This is a genomic window from Pantoea sp. LS15 (assembly GCF_012241585.1).
Lineage (GTDB): Bacteria > Pseudomonadota > Gammaproteobacteria > Enterobacterales > Enterobacteriaceae > Enterobacter.
Genome location: NZ_JAAVXA010000005.1, coordinates 216,175 through 240,540, shown reverse-complemented (window position 1 = coordinate 240,540; position 24,366 = coordinate 216,175). Strand labels below are relative to the sequence as shown.

At 53.8% G+C, this 24,366-nt stretch carries 17 protein-coding genes; 7 read left to right on the top strand and 10 right to left on the bottom strand.

The genetic code is table 11. The features are described 5' to 3' along the window. Window positions 1-52 precede the first annotated feature (52 nt). The 3 genes from focA (at window position 53) to pflA (ending at window position 4,188) form a co-directional block, all read left to right on the top strand. A complete protein-coding gene (gene focA, locus HED65_RS10590; protein ID WP_129996308.1) occupies window positions 53-910 on the top strand; it encodes a formate transporter FocA in 858 nt (285 codons plus the stop codon). A gap of 51 nt (window positions 911-961) precedes the next feature. Continuing rightward, on the top strand, window positions 962-3,244 hold the full coding sequence (pflB, locus tag HED65_RS10585) for a formate C-acetyltransferase (RefSeq protein WP_024907798.1): 2,283 nt from the start codon (window positions 962-964) through the stop codon (window positions 3,242-3,244). Between the two features lie 203 nt (window positions 3,245-3,447). After that, complete coding sequence (pflA, locus tag HED65_RS10580) at window positions 3,448-4,188, top strand: pyruvate formate lyase 1-activating protein (RefSeq protein WP_023310991.1); 741 nt, start codon at window positions 3,448-3,450, stop codon at window positions 4,186-4,188. A 36-nt stretch (window positions 4,189-4,224) separates the two neighbouring features. Here pflA and HED65_RS10575 read toward each other — a convergent pair whose 3' ends face one another. The 10 genes from HED65_RS10575 to lrp form a co-directional block, all read right to left on the bottom strand. Beyond that, a complete protein-coding gene (locus HED65_RS10575) occupies window positions 4,225-4,755 on the bottom strand; it encodes an anti-virulence regulator CigR family protein (RefSeq protein WP_114978544.1) in 531 nt (176 codons plus the stop codon). Between the two features lie 123 nt (window positions 4,756-4,878). Beyond that, window positions 4,879-6,027 (bottom strand): MFS transporter, encoded by a 1,149-nt coding sequence (locus HED65_RS10570; protein ID WP_114978543.1) that lies wholly within the window; start codon window positions 6,025-6,027, stop codon window positions 4,879-4,881. 275 nt (window positions 6,028-6,302) lie between these two features. Continuing rightward, on the bottom strand, window positions 6,303-7,166 hold the full coding sequence (locus HED65_RS10565; RefSeq protein WP_114978542.1) for a dimethyl sulfoxide reductase anchor subunit family protein: 864 nt from the start codon (window positions 7,164-7,166) through the stop codon (window positions 6,303-6,305). Between the two features lies 1 nt (window position 7,167). Beyond that, a complete protein-coding gene (locus HED65_RS10560) occupies window positions 7,168-7,785 on the bottom strand; it encodes a DMSO/selenate family reductase complex B subunit (RefSeq protein WP_114978541.1) in 618 nt (205 codons plus the stop codon). Between the two features lie 10 nt (window positions 7,786-7,795). Then, entirely contained in the window at window positions 7,796-10,240 is a 2,445-nt protein-coding gene (gene dmsA / locus HED65_RS10555; protein ID WP_114978540.1) for a dimethylsulfoxide reductase subunit A, read from the bottom strand. A gap of 211 nt (window positions 10,241-10,451) precedes the next feature. Beyond that, complete coding sequence (gene serS / locus HED65_RS10550) at window positions 10,452-11,744, bottom strand: serine--tRNA ligase (RefSeq protein WP_047071876.1); 1,293 nt, start codon at window positions 11,742-11,744, stop codon at window positions 10,452-10,454. Between the two features lie 92 nt (window positions 11,745-11,836). After that, window positions 11,837-13,180: a replication-associated recombination protein RarA gene (rarA, locus tag HED65_RS10545; RefSeq protein WP_114978539.1), complete on the bottom strand. Its 1,344-nt coding sequence runs from the start codon at window positions 13,178-13,180 to the stop codon at window positions 11,837-11,839. A gap of 9 nt (window positions 13,181-13,189) precedes the next feature. Further along, a complete protein-coding gene (gene lolA / locus HED65_RS10540) occupies window positions 13,190-13,801 on the bottom strand; it encodes an outer membrane lipoprotein periplasmic chaperone LolA (RefSeq protein WP_114978538.1) in 612 nt (203 codons plus the stop codon). 128 nt (window positions 13,802-13,929) lie between these two features. Continuing rightward, complete coding sequence (locus HED65_RS10535) at window positions 13,930-17,616, bottom strand: DNA translocase FtsK 4TM domain-containing protein (RefSeq protein ID WP_114978537.1); 3,687 nt, start codon at window positions 17,614-17,616, stop codon at window positions 13,930-13,932. Between the two features lie 135 nt (window positions 17,617-17,751). Beyond that, a complete protein-coding gene (lrp, locus tag HED65_RS10530; RefSeq protein WP_000228469.1) occupies window positions 17,752-18,246 on the bottom strand; it encodes a leucine-responsive transcriptional regulator Lrp in 495 nt (164 codons plus the stop codon). A gap of 544 nt (window positions 18,247-18,790) precedes the next feature. Here lrp and trxB point away from each other — a divergent pair. The 4 genes from trxB (at window position 18,791) to aat (ending at window position 24,112) form a co-directional block, all read left to right on the top strand. After that, on the top strand, window positions 18,791-19,759 hold the full coding sequence (gene trxB / locus HED65_RS10525) for a thioredoxin-disulfide reductase (RefSeq protein WP_049005462.1): 969 nt from the start codon (window positions 18,791-18,793) through the stop codon (window positions 19,757-19,759). 114 nt (window positions 19,760-19,873) lie between these two features. After that, complete coding sequence (gene cydD / locus HED65_RS10520) at window positions 19,874-21,640, top strand: heme ABC transporter permease/ATP-binding protein CydD (RefSeq protein WP_114978535.1); 1,767 nt, start codon at window positions 19,874-19,876, stop codon at window positions 21,638-21,640. After that, the gene (gene cydC, locus HED65_RS10515; RefSeq protein ID WP_114978534.1) at window positions 21,640-23,361 is read left to right on the top strand and encodes a heme ABC transporter ATP-binding protein/permease CydC; all 1,722 of its coding nucleotides are present in this window, start codon (window positions 21,640-21,642) and stop codon (window positions 23,359-23,361) included. The genes cydD and cydC overlap by 1 nt, the downstream gene beginning before the upstream one ends. 46 nt (window positions 23,362-23,407) lie before the next feature. Further along, window positions 23,408-24,112: a leucyl/phenylalanyl-tRNA--protein transferase gene (aat, locus tag HED65_RS10510; RefSeq protein WP_114978533.1), complete on the top strand. Its 705-nt coding sequence runs from the start codon at window positions 23,408-23,410 to the stop codon at window positions 24,110-24,112. The last annotated feature ends 254 nt before the right edge of the window (window positions 24,113-24,366 follow it).

Sequence of the window (24,366 nt, the reverse complement as noted above, 5' to 3'; positions counted from 1 at the left end):
CTATAATGCTTTGTTAGTATCTCGTCGCCGACTTAATAAAGAGAGAGTTAGTGTGAAAGCTGACAACCCTTTTGATCTTTTACTCCCCGCTGCGATGGCCAAAGTTGCCGAAGAAGCGGGTGTCTATAAAGCAACGAAACACCCGATGAAGACGTTCTATCTGGCGATCACGGCTGGTGTGTTCATCTCTATCGCTTTCGTCTTCTACATCACTGCCACCACCGGTACTGCCGGAATGCCTTTCGGCATGGCCAAACTGATTGGCGGTATTTGCTTCTCACTGGGTCTGATTCTTTGCGTTATCTGCGGTGCCGACCTCTTCACCTCAACGGTGCTGATTGTCGTAGCGAAAGCCAGCGGAAGAATTACCTGGGGTCAGCTGGCACGTAACTGGCTTAATGTCTACGTGGGTAACCTGGTTGGCTGTCTGCTCTTTGTTTTGTTGATGTGGCTTTCTGGCGAGTATATGACCGCCAACGGTGGCTGGGGGCTCAACGTCCTGCAAACTGCCGACCACAAAATGCACCACACATTTATCGAAGCCGTTGCTCTCGGCATCCTCGCTAACCTGATGGTCTGCCTGGCTGTATGGATGAGCTACTCGGGTCGCAGCCTGATGGACAAAGCCTTAATTATGGTTCTGCCAGTTGCGATGTTTGTTGCCAGCGGCTTTGAGCACAGTATCGCGAATATGTTCATGATCCCAATGGGCATTGTCATCCGCGACTTTGCAAGCCCGGAGTTCTGGACCGCAGTTGGTTCATCCCCGGAAAATTTCTCTCACCTGACTATTATGAATTTCATTACTGATAACCTGATCCCTGTCACTATCGGGAACATTATCGGTGGGGGTCTGCTAGTTGGGTTGACATACTGGGTCATTTACCTGCGTGGCGACGATCATCATTGATGGTTTTCTCAGGCAGTAAATAAAAAATCCACTTAAGAAGGTAGGTGTTACATGTCCGAGCTTAATGAAAAGTTAGCCACAGCCTGGGAAGGTTTTGCGAAAGGTGACTGGCAGAATGAAGTAAACGTACGTGACTTCATTCAGAAAAACTATACCCCGTATGAAGGTGACGAATCCTTCCTGGCTGGCGCAACTGACGCGACCACCAAGCTGTGGGACAGCGTAATGGAAGGCGTTAAACTGGAAAACCGCACTCACGCGCCAGTTGATTTTGACACCTCCGTTGCTTCCACCATCACTTCTCACGATGCTGGCTATATCAACAAAGCCCTTGAGAAAATCGTTGGTCTGCAGACTGAAGCACCACTGAAACGCGCAATCATCCCGTTCGGTGGTATCAAAATGGTTGAAGGTTCCTGCAAAGCGTATAACCGCGAGCTGGACCCAATGCTGAAAAAAATCTTCACCGAATACCGCAAAACCCACAACCAGGGCGTATTCGATGTTTACACCAAAGACATTCTGAACTGCCGTAAATCTGGCGTTCTGACTGGTCTGCCAGATGCGTATGGCCGTGGCCGTATCATTGGTGACTACCGTCGCGTTGCGCTGTACGGTATCGACTTCCTGATGAAAGACAAGTACGCACAGTTTGTTTCCCTGCAGTCCGACCTGGAAAACGGCGTAAACCTGGAAGCGACTATCCGTCTGCGTGAAGAAATCGCTGAACAGCACCGTGCGCTGGGTCAGATCAAAGAAATGGCTGCTAAATATGGCTGCGATATCTCTGGTCCTGCTACCAACGCTCAGGAAGCTATCCAGTGGACCTACTTCGGCTACCTGGCCGCGGTTAAGTCTCAGAACGGTGCAGCAATGTCCTTCGGTCGTGTATCCACCTTCCTGGATGCTTACATCGAACGCGACATCAAAGCAGGCAAAATCACTGAGCAAGACGCTCAGGAAATGATTGACCACCTGGTCATGAAACTGCGTATGGTTCGCTTCCTGCGTACCCCAGAATACGATGAGCTGTTCTCCGGTGACCCAATCTGGGCAACTGAATCTATCGGTGGTATGGGCGTTGATGGCCGTACCCTGGTAACCAAAAACAGCTTCCGTTTCCTGAACACCCTGTACACCATGGGTCCTTCTCCGGAGCCGAACATCACTGTTCTGTGGTCTGAAAAACTGCCTCTGAACTTCAAGAAATTCGCCGCTAAAGTGTCTATCGACACCTCTTCTCTGCAGTACGAGAACGATGACCTGATGCGTCCGGACTTCAACAACGACGATTACGCTATCGCTTGCTGCGTAAGCCCAATGGTTGTTGGTAAACAAATGCAGTTCTTCGGTGCGCGTGCAAACCTGGCGAAAACCATGCTGTACGCAATCAACGGCGGCGTTGATGAAAAACTGAAAATGCAGGTTGGTCCTAAGTCTGAGCCAATCAAAGGCGACGTTCTGAACTTCGACGAAGTGATGGACCGCATGGATCACTTCATGGACTGGCTGGCTAAACAGTACGTCACTGCACTGAACGTTATCCACTACATGCACGACAAGTACAGCTACGAAGCCTCTCTGATGGCACTGCACGACCGTGACGTTATCCGCACTATGGCGTGTGGTATCGCTGGTCTGTCCGTTGCGGCTGACTCCCTGTCTGCAATCAAATATGCGAAAGTTAAACCAATTCGTGACGAAGACGGCCTGGCTGTAGACTTCGAAATCGAAGGCGAATACCCGCAGTTTGGTAACAACGATTCCCGCGTTGATGACATGGCGGTTGACCTGGTAGAACGTTTCATGAAGAAAATTCAGAAACTGACTACTTACCGTAACGCTATCCCGACTCAGTCTGTTCTGACCATCACCTCTAACGTTGTGTATGGTAAGAAAACTGGTAACACCCCAGACGGTCGTCGTGCTGGCGCGCCATTCGGCCCAGGTGCTAACCCAATGCACGGTCGTGACCAGAAAGGTGCTGTTGCCTCTCTGACTTCCGTTGCTAAACTGCCGTTTGCTTACGCTAAAGATGGTATCTCTTACACCTTCTCTATCGTTCCAAATGCACTGGGTAAAGACGACGAAGTGCGTAAAACTAACCTCGCGGGTCTGATGGATGGTTACTTCCACCATGAAGCGTCCATCGAAGGTGGTCAGCACCTGAACGTGAACGTGATGAACCGTGAAATGCTGCTCGACGCGATGGAACACCCTGAGAAATATCCTCAGCTGACTATCCGCGTATCCGGCTACGCAGTACGTTTTAACTCCCTGACTAAAGAACAGCAGCAGGACGTTATCACCCGTACTTTCACTCAGTCCATGTAAGTGGAATTGACTGAAATCACGCGTTAAAAAGCGTACAATAAAGGCTCCACGCAAGTGGGGCCTTTTTAGCACTCTCTCCTCCTCAGTCTCTTTTGTCCGCTATCTATACTTAATGGATAACAGCCAAAACAGACTTAACACAGCCGGTTTTGAGCTGTGCATACACAGGCCCCGGACGGGCCGATGCTGGAGATATCACCGCAATGTCAATTATTGGTCGCATTCACTCCTTTGAATCCTGTGGCACTGTCGATGGCCCAGGTATCCGCTTTATCACCTTTTTCCAGGGCTGCCTGATGCGCTGCCTGTACTGCCATAACCGTGATACCTGGGATACACACGGCGGCAAAGAAGTGACCGTTGAAGATTTAATGAAAGAGGTGGTGACCTACCGTCACTTTATGAACGCGTCTGGCGGTGGTGTAACCGCATCCGGCGGTGAAGCCATTCTTCAGGCTGAGTTTGTACGCGACTGGTTCCGTGCCTGCCACAAAGAAGGCATTCACACCTGCCTGGACACCAACGGTTTTGTACGCCGCTACGATCCCGTTATTGACGAACTGCTTGAGGTGACCGATCTGGTGATGCTCGACCTCAAACAGATGAACGATGAGATCCACCAGAACCTGGTGGGTGTCTCTAACCACCGCACGCTGGAATTTGCCAAATACATTGCCGATAAAGGCATCAAAACCTGGATCCGCTACGTCGTTGTTCCTGGCTGGTCAGATGATGACGACTCCGCGCACCGTCTGGGGGAATTTACCCGCGACATGGGCAACGTCGAGAAAATCGAACTTCTGCCCTATCACGAACTGGGTAAACATAAATGGGTGGCGATGGGCGAAGAGTACAAACTCGATGGCGTGAAGCCGCCGAAGAAAGAAACGATGGAACGCGTCAAAGGTATTCTTGAACAGTACGGCCACAAGGTAATGTATTAAAAAAATGGCCCGGTGAAAACCGGGCCATTTTATATTCTATTTAAAGACGCCGTTAATAACGGAAGTCACAATCGCAGTACTCAGCGCAATTAAGACCAAATCATCACCTACTACCCGCCACTCATAGCCTGGATAGGAAGGAAGTTGACCCAGCATAGAGGCTGGCACGGTTTTCTTCGCAATACCCGGAGGCAACGGTTTACTGCGCGCCAGGTTTTTCGCGATACCCGGAGGCAGAGAGTCATAGCCCGTTAAGCCATAATTCAGTGCCAGATGACGGGCATGATCGAAACTCACACGAGCGTCGACATCGTTACCGACATCTTTACTGCTTTTAAAGCTCTTATCCGATTTTCCAGGGTTATCCTGATCGCTATTTTGCTTATTGCCATGGTTACCGGAGTTACCAGAATTCCCGTTACCATGATTGCCGCCATTACCTTGTCCGCCACCGTTTCCGTGACCACCGCCATTCCCGTTTCCAGGATTAGCCATGACCGGAGCCGTTGCAAACGTTAAAGACAACACTACGGCAAGTGCGGTAGTGGAAAAACGACGTGTAGACATGATTGCTGCCTTATAGTAGTAGGACTCACATCAATTATCGCCTGATGCAATAAACAAACAATAAGTAAAACTCTTAGTTGTGATGGGGACAAAAAAGCCTGTCATCGACAGGCTTTTAATAAATCAGGCATGCGCCACGGGGGTTGGGTGTTCGCCCGCTTTGCGTAGCAACATTAAAAGATAAATAAACGACACGCTGGCGATCATGATAAACAGTAAATTATCGGAATAATTCTGCATCAGCATTGCGGTAAACGTCGGCCCTAATAAACTGCCGATGGTATAGCTCAGTAATAGCGCCTGGTTCATTGCCACTAACTGATGATGTTCCACTTTCTCACAGGCCCAGGCCATCGCGACCGGATAGAGCGTAAAGCCGGCAGCCCCGAGAATAAACAGCGCAGGCGCCATCGCAGCGTTGCTGAGCATGGCAAGACATCCCAGGATCACCACGAAAACCTGAACGCGCAGCACAAGCAGACGACCGAAACGGTCTGCCAGTCGGCCAATTGGCCATTGCCCGACGATCCCCGCACTCACCATGACCGCCATCCAGAAACCAATCCCGGAATCGCTGACACCCTGATGATTAAGATAAAGCGGCATCAGGCCATAGAGCGAGCCCAGTACAATCCCCGAGATAATACAGCCGTTAACACCCAGACGTGCGTGTCGGAGTCTCAGCATCGGCCAGACGTGGGTTGCTTCCTGGTGTTCGCTGTTCTGGTTCACAATGCGCGTAAAGAGCAGCGGCAGTATCGCGGCCAGTACCATCCCCGTTACCCACGGCAGAACACTCATCAGGTCAGTTGGCAGTTTGCTGACCATCAGTTGTCCCAGGACGGTCCCCACATAGTAAACCATCATATAGGCTGCCAGCAGGCGTCCGCGGTTACGCGACGTACCGCTGCACATCAGCGCACTTTCAACAACCACCCAAATCATCGCGCAGCCTACACCCGCGATAAAGCGCCATGCCATCCAGCTCCAGAAGCCGACCATCAGCCCTAAACCGGCACATCCGGCCGCGAAAATTAGCGAAGCGAGATAATAGCTACGATTAAAACCAAAGCGCTTAATCAGGCTCCCGGTAACTAGCGTACCCAACAGGTTCCCGGTAAAAAAGGACGAACTGACCATCCCCACCTGCCAGGTTGGTAAGTTTTCGTGGGCGAGCCACAGCGGGACGAGTGTATTCAACACTGCGATCGCCAGGGTCAGCAGAAGCAGGCCACAGAGCAACAGAAGCACTGGCCGGGTATAGGTGGTCATGGGTTAAAAACCGTGAGGAAGTTCAGATTTCGTGCGCATCATGCCACTGGCAAAAACAAAGTCAATCCACTGATTTAGCCGTCACGCACAATATGTTCCCTGTCGATTTAAAAAACTTATCCTGCTAATGCAACGCCTGCTATAGATATTAATTATGTATCTGTTTTTATTTATTAATGAACGAAATTAAAACAAAACGACAGTCGAAAAATTTCATGATCGAAAAAAGAAAAAGCCGGGCACTCTGGCCCAGCTTGATATAACTAAATGCAACGTTAACTGGCAATAGCCATACCCACGGTCATATGCAATCCGTAGAACACACCACGGCCAATCAGTTCACCTGCCAGTACCAGCACAAAAGCCAGTGACAGCAGCGGCAGCGCGGGCTGATAACCTTTGAGCTGAGGCGCGATCCAGAATACCAACGCCGCGACCAGCAGAACGATGCGCCAGGCCATCAGAGAACCGTAGTCCGGCACCAGGGCAGAAGCCTGCTGGATAGAGCTGTGAATGGTTGCCAGTTCGGCACCCTGCATCAGGGCGACCATCGCACTCACCACCAGCGCCAGCAATGAAACAGCTGGCAGCAAACGCATTGCCCATCCATCAACACCCGCCACGCACAGCAGCAGATAGCCCAGCAGCGGACCTCCGATAAACATCGTCAGGAAGAAGCTCATCGGCGTCCAGACGCTGTACCAGGTTGGAACGGTATCAATGGTGTTGTACACACGCACCATCATCCACACAAACACCACGCCCAGCACCATGGTCACGATCAGCCACAGGCTGCGCAGACCGGCAGGCAATTTTTTCAGCGCAGCCAGCAGCCAACCCAGCCCACCAACGGCGAAGAAAATGGCCCCGCTGGCAATCTCATTACTGAGCGATGAGGCGCCTACGCGGTTCAGGGAATTAAACGCGCGCATCGGTGAACCCAGATGCAACGTTGAGGCGATAAAGCCAATTCCCATCAGTACCCACAAACCAAACATACTCAACACTAAACGCTGCTGCTGCTCAGCGTTCAGATTGCCTTTTAACAGCGCCAGGGCGAGCACAATAAATCCACCTGCGACACATTGCCCAAAGACCGTGAAGATCATCAGCGGCCATTCATGCCATCCACTTCCCATCTCACACCTCCTTCGGATTAGCCAGGTAGCCGGTGGTGTCACCTGTCGGACGGCTGTTGGCGTTAGGTTTAATCACAATACTCGGCTTCGTGAAGTGCGCAGACGGCAGCGGTGCCACTGCGGCAAGCTGACCGTGTTTTTTACGCAGCTCTTCAATTGGGCCAAAGTCCAGCGCACGCAGAGGACAGGACTCCACACAGATCGGTTTTTTGCCATCCGCCACGCGTGAGTGGCAGCCGTCGCACTTGGTCATGTGACCTTTGGCGGCGTTGTACTGCGGCGCGCCGTACGGACAAGCCATATGGCAGTAGCGGCATCCGATGCAGACATCTTCATCCACGACGACAAAACCGTCATCACGCTTGTGCATCGCCCCACTCGGACAGACCTTAGTACAGGCCGGATCCTCACAGTGGTTACAGGCAATCGACAGGTAGTAAGCGAAAACGTTTTGATGCCAGACGCCGTTATCTTCCTGCCAGTAACCCCCGGCGTATTCGTAGATACGGCGGAAGCTGACGTCCGGGGTCAGATCTTTGTAATCTTTACAGGCCAGCTCGCAGGTTTTGCACCCGGTGCAACGGCTGGAATCAATAAAAAATCCATACTGGGTTGTCATCGGTTACTCCTTAAACCTTTTCAACCTGAACAAGGTTTGTGTGAGATGGGTTACCTTTCGCCAGTGGCGATGGACGCTGCGTGGTCAGTACGTTAATACTGCCTGCCTGGTCGATGCGGTTGGCATCCGGGTTATACCAGGCCCCTTCCCCCAGCGCGACAACGCCAGGCATCATGCGCGGTGTAACCTTGGCTTCGATATGCACCTCACCACGCCCGTTGAAAATGCGTACGCGATCGCCATTGCTGATGCCGCGTGCTTTGGCATCCATCGGGTTGATCCACATCTCCTGACGGCAGGCGGCTTTCAGTACGTCGACGTTACCGTAGGTAGAGTGGACACGCGCTTTGTAGTGGAAACCGGTTAGCTGTAGCGGGAATTTCGCCGTCAGCGGATCGTTATAGTTTTCAAAACCAGGCGTGTAGATCGGCAGCGGATCGATAACGTCCCCTTCTGGCAACTCCCAGGTAGAAGCAATTTTTGCCAGCTCTTCAGAATAGATTTCAATTTTGCCCGACGGCGTGGTCAGCGGGTTCGTCTGTGGATCTTCACGGAACGCTTTGTACGCTACGTGGTGCCCTTCCGGATCGCGCTGTTTGTACATCCCTTGCTTACGGAAGGTATCGAAATCAGGCAGGTCAGGGATCGCTTTACGGGAGAGTTCATGCAGATGGCGCATCCACCCTTCCTGAGTACGTCCCTCGGTAAACTGCTGCTCAACGCCAAGACGTTTCGCCAGCTCAGAGGTCATTTCATAAATGGTTTTGCACTCAAAGCGAGGTTTGATGGCCTGATCGGTGAAGATCACATAGGACATATTGCCGCAGGAGGCATCCAGCGCGAAATCCATCTGCTCTGACGCAGTACAGTCCGGCAGCAGGATATCGGCATATTTTGCCGAGGAGGTCATGTGGCAGTCGATGACCACAATCATCTCGCACTTCTTGTCATCCTGCAGGATTTCATGGGTACGGTTGATTTCGGAGTGCTGGTTAATCAGACAGTTGCCAGCATAGTTCCAGATCATCTTGATCGGCACATCCAGCTTGTCCTTACCACGTACGCCGTCACGCAGGGCAGTCATTTCAGGGCCACGTTCAATCGCATCGGTCCACATAAACATGGAGATACTGGTCTGAACCGGGTTATCCAGCGTCGGCATACGTTCGAACGGCACTTCATATGAGCCTTCACGCGCACCAGTGTTACCGCCGTGAATACCAACGTTGCCGGTCAGGATGGAGAGCATAGAGATGGCGCGGGTTGCGATTTCGCCGTTTGCATGACGTTGCGGGCCCCAGCCCTGGCTTATGTAGGCCGGTTTGGCTGAGCCAATCTCACGCGCCAGTTGGACGATGCGCTCGACCGGAATACCGGTGATGGTGGACGCCCACTCGGGCGTTTTCGCCACGCCATCGCTGCCCCGGCCAAGAATGTACGCTTTGTAATGCCCGTTTGCTGGCGCGCTAGCTGGCAGGGTTTTCTCATCGTAACCGACACAATATTTATCTAGGAAAGGCTGATCAACGAGGTTTTCGGTGATCATCACCCACGCCAGCGCTGAGACCAGCGCTGCATCGGTACCCGGACGGATTGGGATCCACTCATCTTCTCGCCCGGCACCGGTATCGGTATAGCGCGGATCGATGATGATCATGCGGGCATTGGATTTGGCGCGAGCCTGCTCGAGGTAATATGTCACCCCGCCACCGCTCATGCGGGTTTCACCCGGATTGTTACCGAACAGGACGACCAGCTTACTGTTTTCGATATCAGACGGGCTATTACCGTCCGCCCAGCCACCGTAGGTGTAGTTCAGGCCAGCAGCGATCTGCGCAGAGGAGTAGTCACCATAGTGATTAAGATAACCGCCGCAGCAGTTCATCAGGCGCGCCACCAGTGTTTTACCCGGTGGCCAGGAACGGGTCATGGTGCCGCCGAGCGTTCCGGTACCGTAGTTCAGGTAGATAGATTCGTTGCCATACTCTTTGATCAAGCGCTGCATGTTGGTGGCAATGATATCGTAGGCTTCATCCCAGCTGATCCTCTCGAACTTCCCTTCCCCACGCTTACCAACGCGCTTCATTGGGTACTTCAGACGGTCCGGGTTATACACACGGCGACGCATGGAACGGCCACGCAGGCAAGCGCGTACCTGATGTAATCCTTCGTAGTTATCGTCCCCTGTATTATCGGTTTCGACATATTTTATTTCGCCGTCCACCACATGCATGCGCAGTGGACAACGGCTACCGCAGTTTACGGTACAGGCGCTCCACACCACTTTTTCCGGAGTTGTCGCCGGGGACAATGCATCTGCCGCCGACGCCAGTCGGGTAAAAGGGAGCGTGAGGGCGCTACTGGCCATAGCCAGGCCGCCTATTGCCGTGGTTTTCATCAACCCACGGCGAGTGACCTCAGCTGCCATTAATGTTTCAGGCGCGTTGATTTTCATAGAGACTCACTTTGGTTGCTCACAAAGAAAAGAGTGGCGGCATATACCGCTATATAGCTTTATATATAACGAAACTCTTCGTTATCAGTCTTTTATGCTAACTTTCATTCGGAGGAGTATTACTACTTTAGAGGGAGGGGGTATTGCGTAGTATCAATTCAGAGGCATAAAAAAAGCGCCCGAAGGCGCTTTTTTGTTGTGAGGCAAAGAATTAGCCGATGTACTGCTGGCCTTTCATATATGGGCGCAGTACTTCAGGGATCTCAATACGTCCATCTGCCTGCTGATAGTTTTCCAGCACGGCAACCAGCGTACGGCCGACAGCCAGACCAGAGCCGTTCAGGGTATGAACCAGACGGGTTTTCTTGTCAGACTTGCTGCGGCAGCGTGCCTGCATGCGACGCGCCTGGAAATCCCAGACGTTAGAGCAGGATGAGATTTCACGATAAGTATTCTGCGCAGGCACCCACACTTCCAGATCGAAGGTTTTGCAGGCGCCAAAGCCCATATCACCGGTGCACAGCGCCATACGACGGTACGGCAGACCCAGCAGTTCCAGCACTTTTTCCGCGTGGCCGGTCATCTCTTCCAGTGCGTCCATGGATTCTTCAGGACGGACAATCTGTACCATCTCAACTTTGTCGAACTGGTGCATGCGGATCAGACCGCGAGTATCGCGACCGTAAGATCCTGCTTCAGAACGGAAGCACGGAGAATGTGCTGTCAGCTTAATTGGCAGATCATCTTCGTCGATGATCTCATCACGCACGAGGTTTGTCAGCGGCACTTCTGCGGTTGGGATCAGCGCGTAGTTGCTGCTATCCGCTTCCTCGTCCAGCGGACGGGTGTGGAACAGATCACCAGCAAATTTCGGCAGTTGACCCGTGCCGTACAGCGTATCGTGGTTGACCAGATACGGGACGTAGGTTTCGCTGTAGCCATGCTGCTCAGTGTGCAAATCCAGCATGAACTGCGCCAGTGCACGGTGCAGATGGGCAATCTGGCCTTTCATCACCACGAAGCGAGAACCGGTCAGCTTAACCGCTGCCGCAAAGTCCAGGCCCGCGTGCATTTCGCCCAGCGTCACGTGATCGCGCACTTCGAAGTCGAACTCGCGAGGCGTACCCCAACGTTTCACTTCAACGTTGTCGTTTTCATCTTTGCCGACAGGCACGCTGTCGTCAGGAATATTCGGGATAGCCAGGGCAATATCACGAATTTCGGTCTGAAGAACATCCAGCTCAGCTTTCGCCTGATCCAGCTCTTCACCCAGTTTGTTCACTTCCAGGCGTAATGGCTCAATATCTTCCCCGCGCGCTTTCGCCTGGCCAATGGATTTCGATCGAGAGTTACGCTCTGCCTGCAGATTTTCAGTTTGTACCTGCAGAACTTTACGACGCTCTTCAAGAGCGCGCAGCTTATCTACATCCAGCTTAAAGCCCCGGCGTGCCAGTTTTTCAGCGACTGCGTCTGGCTCGTTACGCAGCAGATTGGGATCGAGCATGCTTATCCTGTGCTTATCGAATTAAAATAGGAAAATGTGACCACAGCCTGCGGTCACAGGGATACATTGCCAACATTACCGCAACGATAGCGCTAACGGTAGCGTTTTATAGGGCTATTTTGATCCTGTCCGGCGAGCCAGGTGAGCTTTTCACCAATCTTGCCTTCAAGACCTCTGTTTGTGGGGTGATAATAGCGCGTTTGTGCCATCTCTTGCGGGAAATATTCCTCTCCGGCAGCGTAGGCATTGGGTTCATCATGGGCGTAACGGTACTCCTGCCCATAACCCATCTCTTTCATCAGTTTGGTCGGTGCGTTACGCAGATGAACCGGTACATCGTAGTCCGGGCGTTCACGCGCGTCAGACATTGCCGCTTTAAAGGCGGTATAGACCGCATTACTCTTCGGCGCGCAAGCCAGATAGACAATCGCCTGCGCAATGGCGCGCTCCCCTTCAGCGGGACCGACGCGGGTAAAACAGTCCCATGCTGAGAGTGCCACCTGCATAGCCCGTGGGTCAGCATTGCCGACATCTTCCGAGGCAATGGCCAGGCAACGTCGCGCGACATAAAGAGGATCACCACCAGCCGTGATAATGCGTGCGTACCAGTATAGTGCCGCATCCGGTGCGCTGCCGCGTACAGACTTATGCAGCGCTGAGATCAGATCGTAAAAACGGTCACCTTTATTATCGAAACGCGCGCTACGCTCACCGGCAATCTCGGTGAGCAAATCCGGTTTAAGCACTCTCTTGCCGGAGTCATCAATTTCGGCCATATCGGCCATCATTTCCAGCGTATTCAGTGCCCGACGCGCATCGCCGTTGACCAGCTCCGCTATCGCCTTACGCGTCTCGTCAGGTAAAACGATATCCTGCCCGCCATAGCCGCGTGCACTATCATCCATCGCCTGAGTGAGAACTTTTTCGATATCCTCGGTGGTTAGCGATTTGAGCAGGTAAACCCGCGCGCGCGAAAGCAGCGCCGAATTCAGTTCAAACGATGGGTTTTCAGTGGTCGCACCGATGAAGAAGATCGTGCCGTCTTCAATATGCGGCAGGAAGGCATCTTGCTGGCTCTTGTTGAAGCGGTGGACTTCGTCCACGAACAGGATGGTGCGCCGCCCAGCATTGCGGTTCTGCCGCGCACGCTCGATCGCCTCGCGGATCTCTTTCACGCCGGAGGTAACCGCTGAGATACGTTCAACGTCTGCGTTGGCATAGCGGGCGATCACTTCTGCAAGTGTGGTTTTGCCGGTGCCAGGAGGTCCCCAGAGGATCATGGAGTGAAGATGCCCGGCCTCAATGGCACGGGGCAATGGCTTACCAGCAGCCAACAGATGCTGCTGGCCGATGTACTGCGCTAAATTTTCTGGCCGCATACGAGCGGCCAGAGGTTGAAACGCGTTATCTGAAAAATCGAGCGACAGATTGCTCACTCACGCCTCTTACTTACGTTGGTCATCCACCGTTACGCCCTTCGGCGGGGTAAAGGTGAATTTCGATGCGTCAACAGCGCCATTCTGCTGTGACTTAAGCTGATAGCTGCTGCGCTGATCGTCCTGCTCAACCGCACCGAACTGATTGATAGTGCCGTTAGTGCTTACGTTAATAGTGAACTGCTTCAGGTTGCCATTAGTGCCTTTCGGTGTCAGGACAAACTCATCACCATTCTGTTTAATATTGTACTGCTGCCAGTCACTGGACTGGTTGCGGGCAATCAGCATGAAAGGCGTATTACTGGTGGCATCTTTCAGCCAGGTCGCCGTTGCCTGCTCTACAAACGGGTTAAAGAACCATAAGGTTTTACCGTCAGACACCAGGATGCTCTCATCCGGCTGAGTCATATGCCAGTTAAACAGGTTCGGGCGTTTTACCCACAAATCTCCCTGACCTTCCTGCACCGCGTTACCGCTGCCGTCTGTCACTTTTTGCGTGAAACTGGCGTGGAAGCTGCTTACTTTATCCAGTCGGCTTTTAAGGTCGCTGGCTGCATCAGCCCAGACGCTGCTGGCGACAAAACTGGTCAGTAATGCACAGGCGATGGCGATTTTTTTCATTGTTATTCCTTAAAATACGTCTTCCCGAAATGGGGTTTCCGTCTTCTATTCTGAACCTGCCCGAAGGCAGGCGACAGAAGAAAATGCTTAATTTTTCCTGATTTACCCTTCTTTGCAATCGCTGAAGGTTAATCAAATGGCGGCGGAGCAAGCACCTCACGGTTACCGTTATGCCCCTGCTCACTCACAATGCCCTGCGCTTCCATCTGCTCGATGATACGCGCCGCGCGGTTATAACCGATACGGAACTGGCGCTGCACGCCTGAGATAGATGCTTTACGCTTTTCGGTGACAAAGTTAACCGCCTGATCGAATAAAGGATCCAGCTCTTCGCCGCCATCAAAGCCACCACCGCCACCTTCGCTTTCAGTGTCGTTAGTAATACCATCGACATACTGTGGACGGCCGCGCGCTTTCCAGTCCTGCACTACGGCGTGCACTTCCTGGTCGCGAACAAATGCACCGTGAACACGCACCGGAGAGGTGGAGTTCGGACCGGAGTAAAGCATATCCCCCATGCCCAGCAGCGATTCAGCGCCCCCCTGGTCGAGGATGGTACGTGAGTCAATTTTGCTTGATACGGTAAACGCAATACGCGTCGGAATGTTCGCTTTAATCAGACCTGTAATAACGTCCACTGAAGGGCGCTGGGTCGCCAGTACAAGATGAATACCCGCCGCACGCGCTTTCTGCGCCAGGCGCGCAATCAACTCTTCTACTTTCTTACCAACGGTCATCATCAGGTCGGCGAATTCATCGACCAGCACGACGATATAAGGAAGTTTTTCCAGCACCGGATGCTGGGCATCCATGCTGTCACCTGGTTTCCAGTACGGATCCGGGATCGGACGGCCCATACGTGCCGCCTCAGCGATCTTCTCGTTATAACCAGCCAGGTTACGCACTCCCAGCGCAGACATCAGCTTGTAGCGACGCTCCATCTCATTGACGCTCCAGCGCAGAGCGTTGGCAGCGTCTTTCATATCGGTCACAACTTCGGTCAGCAGATGCGGAATGCCTTCGTAGACTGACAGTTCGAGCATTTTCGGGTCGATCATGATGAAACGCACATCTTCCGGCTGCGCTTTATAGAGCATGCTGAGGATCATGGCGTTCACACCGACGGATTTACCTGAACCGGTGGTACCCGCTACCAGCAGATGAGGCATTTTCGCGAGATCTGCCACCACCGGATCGCCAGCGATATCTTTGCCCAGCACCACGGTCAGCGGGGATGGGTTATCGCGGAACTTGGTATTATCCAGCACTTCACGCAGGTAAACGGTCTGACGTTTTTTGTTCGGCAGCTCAAGGCCAACGTACGGTTTACCCGGAATCACTTCCACCACACGCACCGCAACAGTGGACAGCGAACGCGCCAGGTCACGGGACAGGTTAGAAATACGCGCAGCTTTTACACCCGGCGCCAGATTCAGTTCAAAACGGGTGATAACAGGACCCGGCGAGTAGTTCACCACGTCTGCCTTGATGCGGAAGTCTGCCAGACGTGCTTCCACCAGACGAGCCATCTGCTCCAGAGCAAATGTATCAACCGGCTCGACTTCAGCCGGAGGCGGCGTCAGCAGATCAAGTGACGGCAGCGGCGTACTCGGACGCTGCAGCGGACGGCTGTCACCGTTACGCATCAGCAGCGGGTGAATCAGGCTCTCCTGCGGCTGTGGCGCTGCCTGCTGGAACTGCGGCGGCTGTTGTTGTGGCTGCTGCGGTTGCGCATACGGCTGCTGAACAGGTTGCTGCGGCTGCACGTATGCCGGTAGTGTTTGCTGGCGCACAGGCTCTGCTTCCGGCATCACGCTCGGGGTGAACAGAGGCTCACTCGGACCATCATCCACCAGATCTTTCATCGGTGAGAACTCGAAATCTGACAATGAGAACGGGTTCGCGCCAGCAGGCTGTTCACCGGAGTAACGCTGTTGCTGCGTTGCCGCAAACTGACGCGCTAATTCGGCTTCTGCCGCGTCATCTTCATCTTCCAGCATCGGTTCATCGTGCTGATAGTCTTCACCGTAGCGTTGATTCTGTTGCGCTGCAAACTGGCGCGCCAGTTCGTCCTGCTGCATTTCATCGGCGTCATCTTCGTACTCTGGTTCGCGCGCTTTTTCCTCAGCCATGCGCTGGGAAGGTAGCTTGATACCGTAAGAGGCAAGCTCACGACGAGTGGGAACGCGGACGCGGTTAGGGCGAGGCAATTGTGGGCCAATACCCTCTTTTACCTGAGGACGTGGTGCGCCACCTGTTGCCAGACTAAAGACAGGCGCAGCCACTGCTGCCGCCACCGTAGCCTGCTTAACGCTTTCCGCTACAGGTGCAACAGCAGGCGTCGGGTCTACCGGTGGAACCGAAACTGAAGGCACCTTCGTAACTGGCTCCTGCACCGGCTCAGGCACAGGCTGATACCAGGCTGCCAGTTGCTCGCGTTCACGAGCCCGGCGCTCTTCCACCTCTTCAAAATAGTACATTGGCGGACGAGAAGGCTTAACCTCTTCCACTACTTCTACTTCAGGTTCAGGCTGTGGCGCTACATAAGGCTGCACAGGTTCAACCGGTTCAGGTACATACTCCTGATACGGCTGGGCCACAGGCTGTTCATATTGCTGCGGTTCATATTCGGGTTGCTGTGGCTGATAAGGTTGTTGCCACTGCTCCTGCTGTACAGGGATGTAGCTTTCTGGTTCAGGCGCGACTACGGGCTCCGGCGTGTGAACACCCGGCGCGGTCTGCCACGCAACCTGAGGCTGCTGAATAACGGATTCCGGTGGTGGAACCGGCGCGGATGGCATCACGGCGTCGACAGGCGCGGCATACGCCTGCGCAGCGGTCGTTGCTGCTGCGGCTGCCGCAACCGGTGCGGTAACGGTTTGGCCATTTAGCAACGGATCGTATTCGTCAAAGTCACCCGGTGTGGCACGGCTACCAGAGAAAAGCACATCATCAGGATCGACGGTGTTACCTGCTGCGCGATACTCAACCTGCTCGTCTTCATCCATGCGCTTACCGGAGAAGAGCGCGGCATCGGTTTTGCGTCCAAGCGGGTTGGCAAATTTCTCAGCTACACGCTGACGACGCGCCAGGGCGCCGCGCAAAATACGCGCACGACGAGATTCACGACGCTGTACAGGTGCATCGTCTTCCTCTTCATCTTCATACTCGTCTTCATCAACCCACGTATCGTCGCGACGGGTACGGTTGCTGGCGAAAGTCAGGATCGTGAGGATAAAGCTGCCGATCTTCTCGGCGATGCTCACCCATGACCAGCCAGTAAACAATGTTAACCCAGCCGCCCAGATGCACAGCAAAGCCAGCGTGCCGCCGCTGCTATGGAGCATCGGTTGCAGTGCAGAACTCAACAAACTGCCGATCACTCCGCCAGAGGCAAAGTACCAGATATCATCGGCATTAATAGCCGCCAGACCACATGAGGTCAGGATCAGCGCCAGCGCGCCAATCAGGCGCAGCGAAACGGCGAAATAGTCGATGTAATCATCGTTCTGACGATGGCGCCACGCAAACCAGCATCCGCCAATGATAATGACGGGAAGGGTATAGGCCATCACACCGAAAATGAAAAACAGCGTGTCCGCAAGCCAGGCACCGGGTACGCCACCTAAATTATGGATAGGCTCATGCCATGCGGTTTGTGACCAACTGGGATCTGAGGGATTAAAACTGAGTAAGGCTGCCATCAGCCAGACGGCAAAAAGGGCAATAACAATCAGCAAAGCCTCGAGGAGACGACGTCCGCTGCTTAGCTTCGATAGTGTGACTTCTTTGTCTTCAGTGTATTCCTGGCTCAAGAAAGGCTCTCCAGGTATCAGGCATATCCTGCCTGTTTGCTAAAACGGACAACAGCGCCGGGACTCCCCGGCACTGTTGCTGTATGGATTAACAGGAGTGTAATCAAACTACGCTGATTTTGCACCTGTTCCGTGTTAGCGCGTCTTAATAACCAGACGATTGCTCTGTTTGACCTCTTCCATTACCACATAAGTACGGGTGTCGTTCACGCCCGGCAGACGCAGCAGGGTCTCACCCAGCAGCTTACGGTAAGCGGACATATCAGGCACACGGGTTTTCAACAGGTAGTCGAAATCACCGGACACCAGGTGACACTCTTGAATTTCTTCAAGTTTTTGTACAGCGGCGTTAAATTGCTCAAACACATCCGGCGCACCACGATTCAGAGTAATCTCAACAAATACCAGAAGTGAGGCATCCAGATAATGCGGGTTCAGCAGAGCAGTATAGCCCTGAATGAAACCCTGTCTTTCCAGTCGGCGCACACGCTCAAGGCATGGCGTCGGGGAAAGTCCCACACGTTTTGAAAGCTCGACGTTGGAAATACGCCCATCCTTTTGCAATTCATTAAGAATGTTACGATCGATACGGTCGAGATCTTTGCCAGGGCGCTTCTTGCTATCTACCATTATTATTGTCTCTCTGTATTCCTTCCCTACTCCTGCCTGGACCCTGTGCACATCACTGTTCAGAGCCTGTACCCGTTAGTCATCACATCGCCTGGTTTTGTATTAGACGCGATGCGGATTCGGGTTCTGTTGGTAAGAAGACCGTTGCCCGAAGGCAGTCACCGACATCACGTATGGCGTCTGTCCACGCCATGCGTAGATTTCACTGACCCGGTAAAAATGGCATTTACGTGCATGCCTATGCGGCATACGGTTAACGCGGTTTTTTTTCTTCCTTGAATGTTTTCGCAAAAGCGCAGGGGATTGTCAAAGCAAAACATCGTTTTTTAGTACAACATGCCGGATATTCATTACGGCAGGGTATTAATCGTCATTTTATTGCCTTACAAACGACCGGTTTTCTGGAGAAAGCGTGATGTTATCGCGCGCCATTCATCGTCCGTGGCTATTACACAGATTGATATCAAAATTGCTGCGCTCTTTTTTTACGGCAACAAATTCCCTACAATCCAGCCAAATGTCTGCCAACAACAATGGGGATCTCATGGGCACGGCTAAACACAGTAAGCTGCTAATCCTTGGTTCTGGACCTGCGGGATATACCGCGGCGGTCTATGCTGCTCGCGCTAACCTGCAACCAGTATTAATTACTGGCATGGAAAAAGGCGGTCAGCTGACCACCACCACCGAAGTGGAAAACTGGCCAGGCGACCCGCACGACCTGACCGGGCCGCTGCTGATGGAGCGTATGCACGAGCATGCCGCAAAATTCGAAACCGAAATTCTGTTCGACCACATCAATAAGGTCGATTTGCAGAACCGTCCGTTCCGCCTGACGGGCGACAGCGGCGAATACACCTGTGACGCACTGATCATCGCCACCGGTGCCTCTGCCCGTTACCTCGGTCTGCCATCCGAAGAAGCGTTCAAAGGCCGCGGTGTCTCTGCCTGCGCCACCTGCGACGGTTTCTTCTACCGCAATCAGAAAGTCGCGGTCATTGGCGGCGGTAATACCGCAGTGGAAGAAGCACTCTACCTGGCGAACATTGCCTCTGAGGTGCATCTCATCCACCGTCGCGACACCTTCCGCGCAGAGAAAATCCTGATCAAACGTCTGATGGATAAAGTAGCGAGCGGCAACATCGTGCTGCACACCAACCGTACCCTGGAAGAGGTGACGGGCGATCAGATGGGCGTTGCGGGTCTGCGTATCCGTGATACCCAGAACACCGATAACGTCGAAACGCTGGAAGTGGCGGGTCTGTTTGTGGCTATCGGTCACAGCCCGAACACCGCGATCTTCGACGGTCAGCTGGAGCTGGAAAACGGCTACATTAAAGTGCAATCGGGTATTCACGGCAACGCGACCCAGACCAGCATCCCGGGTGTGTTCGCCGCTGGCGACGTGATGGACCATATTTATCGTCAGGCGATTACCTCTGCGGGCACCGGCTGTATGGCCGCGCTGGACGCTGAACGCTACCTCGATGGACTGGCTGAACAAGGTAAATAATCTTTACAAGTCAGTAACAAACGTAAATAAAGGCGGCGATAAGTCGCCTTTATTGTCTCACCGTTGTAACATTGCGCTGCCCAATTTCTAATAACGTCACCTGCAAAGTACGCAATGGAAAAAACCCATCAACAAGAGTTAACACGCTGGCTGAAACAGCAAAGCGTTCTTTCCCGCCGCTGGCTTACGATCTCCCGTATTCTGGGGTTCGTCAGTGGTCTGTTGATTGTTGCCCAGGCATGGCTGCTGGCCCGCATTCTTAATCACATGATCATGGAGAACATTCCACGCGAGGCACTCCTGCTGCCCTTTATTGTTCTGATCCTGATTTTTATCCTGCGAGCCTGGGTGGTATGGCTACGTGAGCGTGTCGGGTTTCACGCCGGACAGCATATCCGCTATGAGATCCGCCGTCAGGTGCTTGACCGTCTTCAGGAAGCCGGACCCGCGTGGATCCAGGGAAAACCCGCCGGAAGCTGGGCGACACTGATCCTTGAGCAGATTGACGATATGCACGACTACTATGCTCGCTACCTGCCGCAAATGGCTCTTGCCGTCTTTGTTCCGCTGCTTATTGTGCTCGCCATCTTCCCGGTCAACTGGATGGCTGCGTTGATATTGATGGGCACAGCTCCGCTGATCCCGCTGTTTATGGCGCTGGTCGGCATGGGGGCTGCTGACGCTAACCGTCGTAACTTCCTTGCATTAGGTCGCTTAAGCGGCCATTTTCTCGACCGTCTGCGCGGCATGGAGACGTTACGTATTTTTGGTCGCGGTGAAGCGGAAACCGAAAACATTCGCCAGGCATCGCAAGACTTCCGTCAGCGCACCATGGAAGTGTTACGCCTCGCCTTCTTGTCTTCCGGTGTACTGGAATTCTTTACCTCGCTGTCGATTGCCCTCGTGGCGGTCTACTTCGGCTTCTCCTACCTCGGCGCGCTGGATTTTGGCCATTACGGCACGGCAGTGACCCTTTCTGCCGGGTTCCTGGCGCTAATTCTTGCCCCGGAGTTTTTCCAGCCGCTTCGTGATCTGGGGACCTTCTATCACGCTAAAGCACAGGCGGTTGGCGCGGCCGACAGCCTGAAAACATTCCTGGAAACGCCGCTGGCGCATCCAGAACGGGGTGACGTTACACTGAATGCTAAAGATCCCGTGACCATTGAGGCGCAGGACTTTTCCATTCTGTCACCCGAAGGCAAAGTGCTCGCAGGTCCGCTGAACTTTATCTTACCTGCCGGACAACGCGTAGTGCTCGTCGGCACCAGCGGTTCCGGGAAAAGTTCGCTGCTGAATGCGCTATCCGGTTTTATGGCCTACACAGGTTCACTGCGGATCAACAAAACGGAACTGCGCAACCTCGATCCTGACGCCTGGCGTAAACAGCTCAGTTGGGTAGGCCAAAACCCGCAGCTTCCAGCCTCTACGCTGCGTGAAAACGTGCTGCTGGCGCGCCCGGATGCCCGAGAAGACGAACTGCAATCCGTCCTTGACCGCGCCTGGGTCAGCGAATTTCTGCCGCAACTTCCGCAAGGAGTTGATACCGTGGTCGGCGACCAGTCTGCCGGACTGTCAGTCGGACAGGCGCAGCGTGTGGCGGTTGCCCGTGCGCTGCTTAACCCATGCCAGCTGATGCTTCTGGATGAGCCGGCCGCCAGCCTGGATGCGCACAGCGAGCAGCGTGTAATGGATGCCCTGAATGACGCCTCTCTGCAGCAAACCACCCTGATGGTCACCCATCAGTTGGAAGGTATTGCCGACTGGGACCAGATCTGGGTCATGGAGAACGGTCGTCTTGTTGAGCAAGGCGACTACGCCTCTCTCGTTACCGCGCAGGGACCGTTTGCCGCCCTGCTGGCGAATCGTCAGGAGGACATCTGATGCGTGCTCTGCTGCCTTATCTTGCGCTCTATAAACGCCACAAATGGATGCTGACGCTGGGCATTGTGCTGGCAATTGTCACGCTACTCGCCAGTATCGGCCTGCTCACCCTTTCCGGTTGGTTCCTGTCGGCCTCTGCCGTTGCGGGCGTTGCCGGATTATACAGCTTCAACTATATGCTTCCAGCGGCCGGTGTCCGCGGTACCGCCATCACCCGTACTGCCGGACGCTATTTCGAGCGGCTCGTCAGCCACGATGCTACTTTCCGCGTGCTGCAGCACCTGCGTATCTACACCTTCAGCAAACTACTGCCCCTCTCCCCTGCCGGGCTGGCGCGCTTTCGTCAGGGTGAGTTACTTAACCGTGTCGTAGCGGATGTCGACACGCTGGATCACCTGTACCTGCGCGTGATCTCACCGATCGTGGGCGCATTTGTGGTGATTGTAGTGGTCACGCTGGGACTGTCCGTTCTGGATGTTCCCGTTGCGCTGACGCTGGGTGGGATCATGTTGCTCACGCTCATTATTCTGCCACCGCTGTTTTACCGCGCCGGGAAATCTACCGGGGAAAACCTGACGCGTCTGCGCGGAGATTACCGCCAGCAACTGACCTCCTGGCTTCAGGGGCAGGCAGAACTGACGATTTTTGGCGCCAGCAAGCGCTACCGCGCCCGAATGGAAAGTACGGAACTGAACTGGCATGAGGCCCAGCGCCGCCAGTCGGAACTGACGGCCTTCTCTCAGGCGCTGATGATGTTAATCGGCGGAATTGCAGTCATCGCGATGCTGTGGCTGGCATCAGGTGGTATCGGCGGTAATACGCAGCCAGGTCCGCTGATCGCCCTCTTCGTGTTCTGTGCTCTGGCCGCATTTGAAGCACTGGCACCGGTGACAGGCGCTTTCCAGCATCTGGGACAGGTGATCGCCTCTGCCCTGCGCATCACCCAGATTGCCGAGCAAGAGCCTGAAGTCACGTTCAGTGCCGCGCAGACCACAGTGCCAGAGAACGTTGCGCTTACGCTTGATAATGTCACTTTTGCCTACGACAAACAGGCGCAGAACGCACTGGAAGGTGTGAATCTCGCGGTAAATGCTGGCCAGCGCATTGCCATACTCGGCCGTACCGGCTGTGGCAAATCAACGTTGTTACAGTTGCTGACCCGCGCCTGGGACCCGCAGCGCGGTCAGATTCGTTTCAATGATACGTTGCTGACAGATTTCAGCGAACAGGCTCTGCGCAAAACTGTCAGCGTGGTTCCGCAGCGCGTGCATCTGTTTAGCGCCACACTGCGCGATAACCTGCTGCTGGCAGCACCAGAGGCCTCTGATGATGAACTGAGCGCCATGCTGGAACAGGTTGGACTGCATAAGTTGCTTGAAGATGCAGGGCTAAACAGCTGGCTGGGTGAAGGTGGCCGTCAGCTCTCAGGTGGTGAGCTGCGCCGTCTGGCGATTGCCCGCGCGCTGCTGCACGATGCACCGCTGATGTTGCTCGACGAACCAACGGAAGGTCTGGACGCCACAACCGAGAGCCAAATACTTGATTTACTGACCACTGTAATGACCGGTAAAACCGTTCTGATGGTCACGCACCGTCTGCGCGGACTGGCGAGTTTTGATCAGATAATTGTGATGGACAACGGACACATTATTGAGCAAGGTAGTCACACAGAACTGTTGGCGAAACAGGGTCGCTACTACCAGTTTAAACAGCGTCTGTAGACTATATTTGTACCGATCCTCACTCGCGTATTGGAGTTCTGCTGTCATGCGCCTGGTCCAGCTTTCTCGTCATAATATTGCGTTCCCTTCTCCGGAGGGGGCGCTACGTGAACCCAATGGGTTGCTGGCTCTTGGTGGCGATCTAAGTCCTGCACGACTATTGATGGCCTACCAGCGAGGTATTTTTCCCTGGTTTTCCCCCGGTGACCCGATTTTATGGTGGTCTCCCGATCCACGTGCCGTGCTGTGGCCTGCGCAGTTTCACCTGAGCCGCAGTATGAAGCGTTTCCATGCAAAATCACCGTATCGGGTGACCCTGAATCACGCCTTTGGTCAGGTGATTGAAGGCTGTGCTGAAGACCGCTATGAAGGGACATGGATAACCCGCGATATCATTACCGCCTACCACCAACTCCATGAACTGGGTTACGCCCATTCCATCGAGGTGTGGGAAGGGGGTGAACTCGTCGGCGGTATGTATGGCGTCGCACAAGGGACGCTTTTTTGCGGCGAATCCATGTTCTCCAGAGCGGTTAATGGCTCGAAAACCGCGCTGCTGGTTTTCTGCCGGGAGTTTGCTCAGCGCGGCGGACGCCTGATCGATTGTCAGGTTCTCAATGAGCACACAGCCTCTCTGGGTGCCGTTGAAATCCCGCGACGCCAGTATATCGAGCATCTGGATGCCAGCCGTCAGGAGAAGCTCCCGCGCGACTTCTGGATACCGAGAACGCTCTTTCTGCCCAATGCCTAAATGTTTTCCGCATATTTTTTGTGAGGGTGTTATAATTATGCCGCAGAGTAGCTTCTGCCTGTTGCCCCGCCGCCGTTTGGGACCCTCGCTTCAGATAACGTCCTGACGTTTATCCTGTCGTCTCCCCTTTACGAATGCGCTTCCTGTTCGGTTGTACCGTGACGCTTGGGCAATGCGCCGAAACTGTTTTGCTGCGTTTTAATCGCGCAATTCTTTACTTAATTGATGAATTTCGGCATTATCTTGCCGGTTCA

Excerpts from the sequence above, each read along its gene's own strand:
- HED65_RS10565 (WP_114978542.1), bottom strand. The coding sequence starts at position 7,166 with ATGGGAAGTGGATGGCATGAATGGCCGCTGATGATCTTCACGGTCTTT.
- cydD (WP_114978535.1), top strand. The coding sequence starts at position 19,874 with ATGGAAAAAACCCATCAACAAGAGTTAACACGCTGGCTGAAACAGCAA.
- pflB (WP_024907798.1), top strand. The coding sequence starts at position 962 with ATGTCCGAGCTTAATGAAAAGTTAGCCACAGCCTGGGAAGGTTTTGCG.
- lolA (WP_114978538.1), bottom strand. The coding sequence starts at position 13,801 with ATGAAAAAAATCGCCATCGCCTGTGCATTACTGACCAGTTTTGTCGCC.
- dmsA (WP_114978540.1), bottom strand. The coding sequence starts at position 10,240 with ATGAAAATCAACGCGCCTGAAACATTAATGGCAGCTGAGGTCACTCGC.
- trxB (WP_049005462.1), top strand. The coding sequence starts at position 18,791 with ATGGGCACGGCTAAACACAGTAAGCTGCTAATCCTTGGTTCTGGACCT.
- cydC (WP_114978534.1), top strand. The coding sequence starts at position 21,640 with ATGCGTGCTCTGCTGCCTTATCTTGCGCTCTATAAACGCCACAAATGG.
- HED65_RS10575 (WP_114978544.1), bottom strand. The coding sequence starts at position 4,755 with ATGTCTACACGTCGTTTTTCCACTACCGCACTTGCCGTAGTGTTGTCT.
- HED65_RS10570 (WP_114978543.1), bottom strand. The coding sequence starts at position 6,027 with ATGACCACCTATACCCGGCCAGTGCTTCTGTTGCTCTGTGGCCTGCTT.
- serS (WP_047071876.1), bottom strand. The coding sequence starts at position 11,744 with ATGCTCGATCCCAATCTGCTGCGTAACGAGCCAGACGCAGTCGCTGAA.
- lrp (WP_000228469.1), bottom strand. The coding sequence starts at position 18,246 with ATGGTAGATAGCAAGAAGCGCCCTGGCAAAGATCTCGACCGTATCGAT.
- HED65_RS10560 (WP_114978541.1), bottom strand. The coding sequence starts at position 7,785 with ATGACAACCCAGTATGGATTTTTTATTGATTCCAGCCGTTGCACCGGG.
- pflA (WP_023310991.1), top strand. The coding sequence starts at position 3,448 with ATGTCAATTATTGGTCGCATTCACTCCTTTGAATCCTGTGGCACTGTC.
- aat (WP_114978533.1), top strand. The coding sequence starts at position 23,408 with ATGCGCCTGGTCCAGCTTTCTCGTCATAATATTGCGTTCCCTTCTCCG.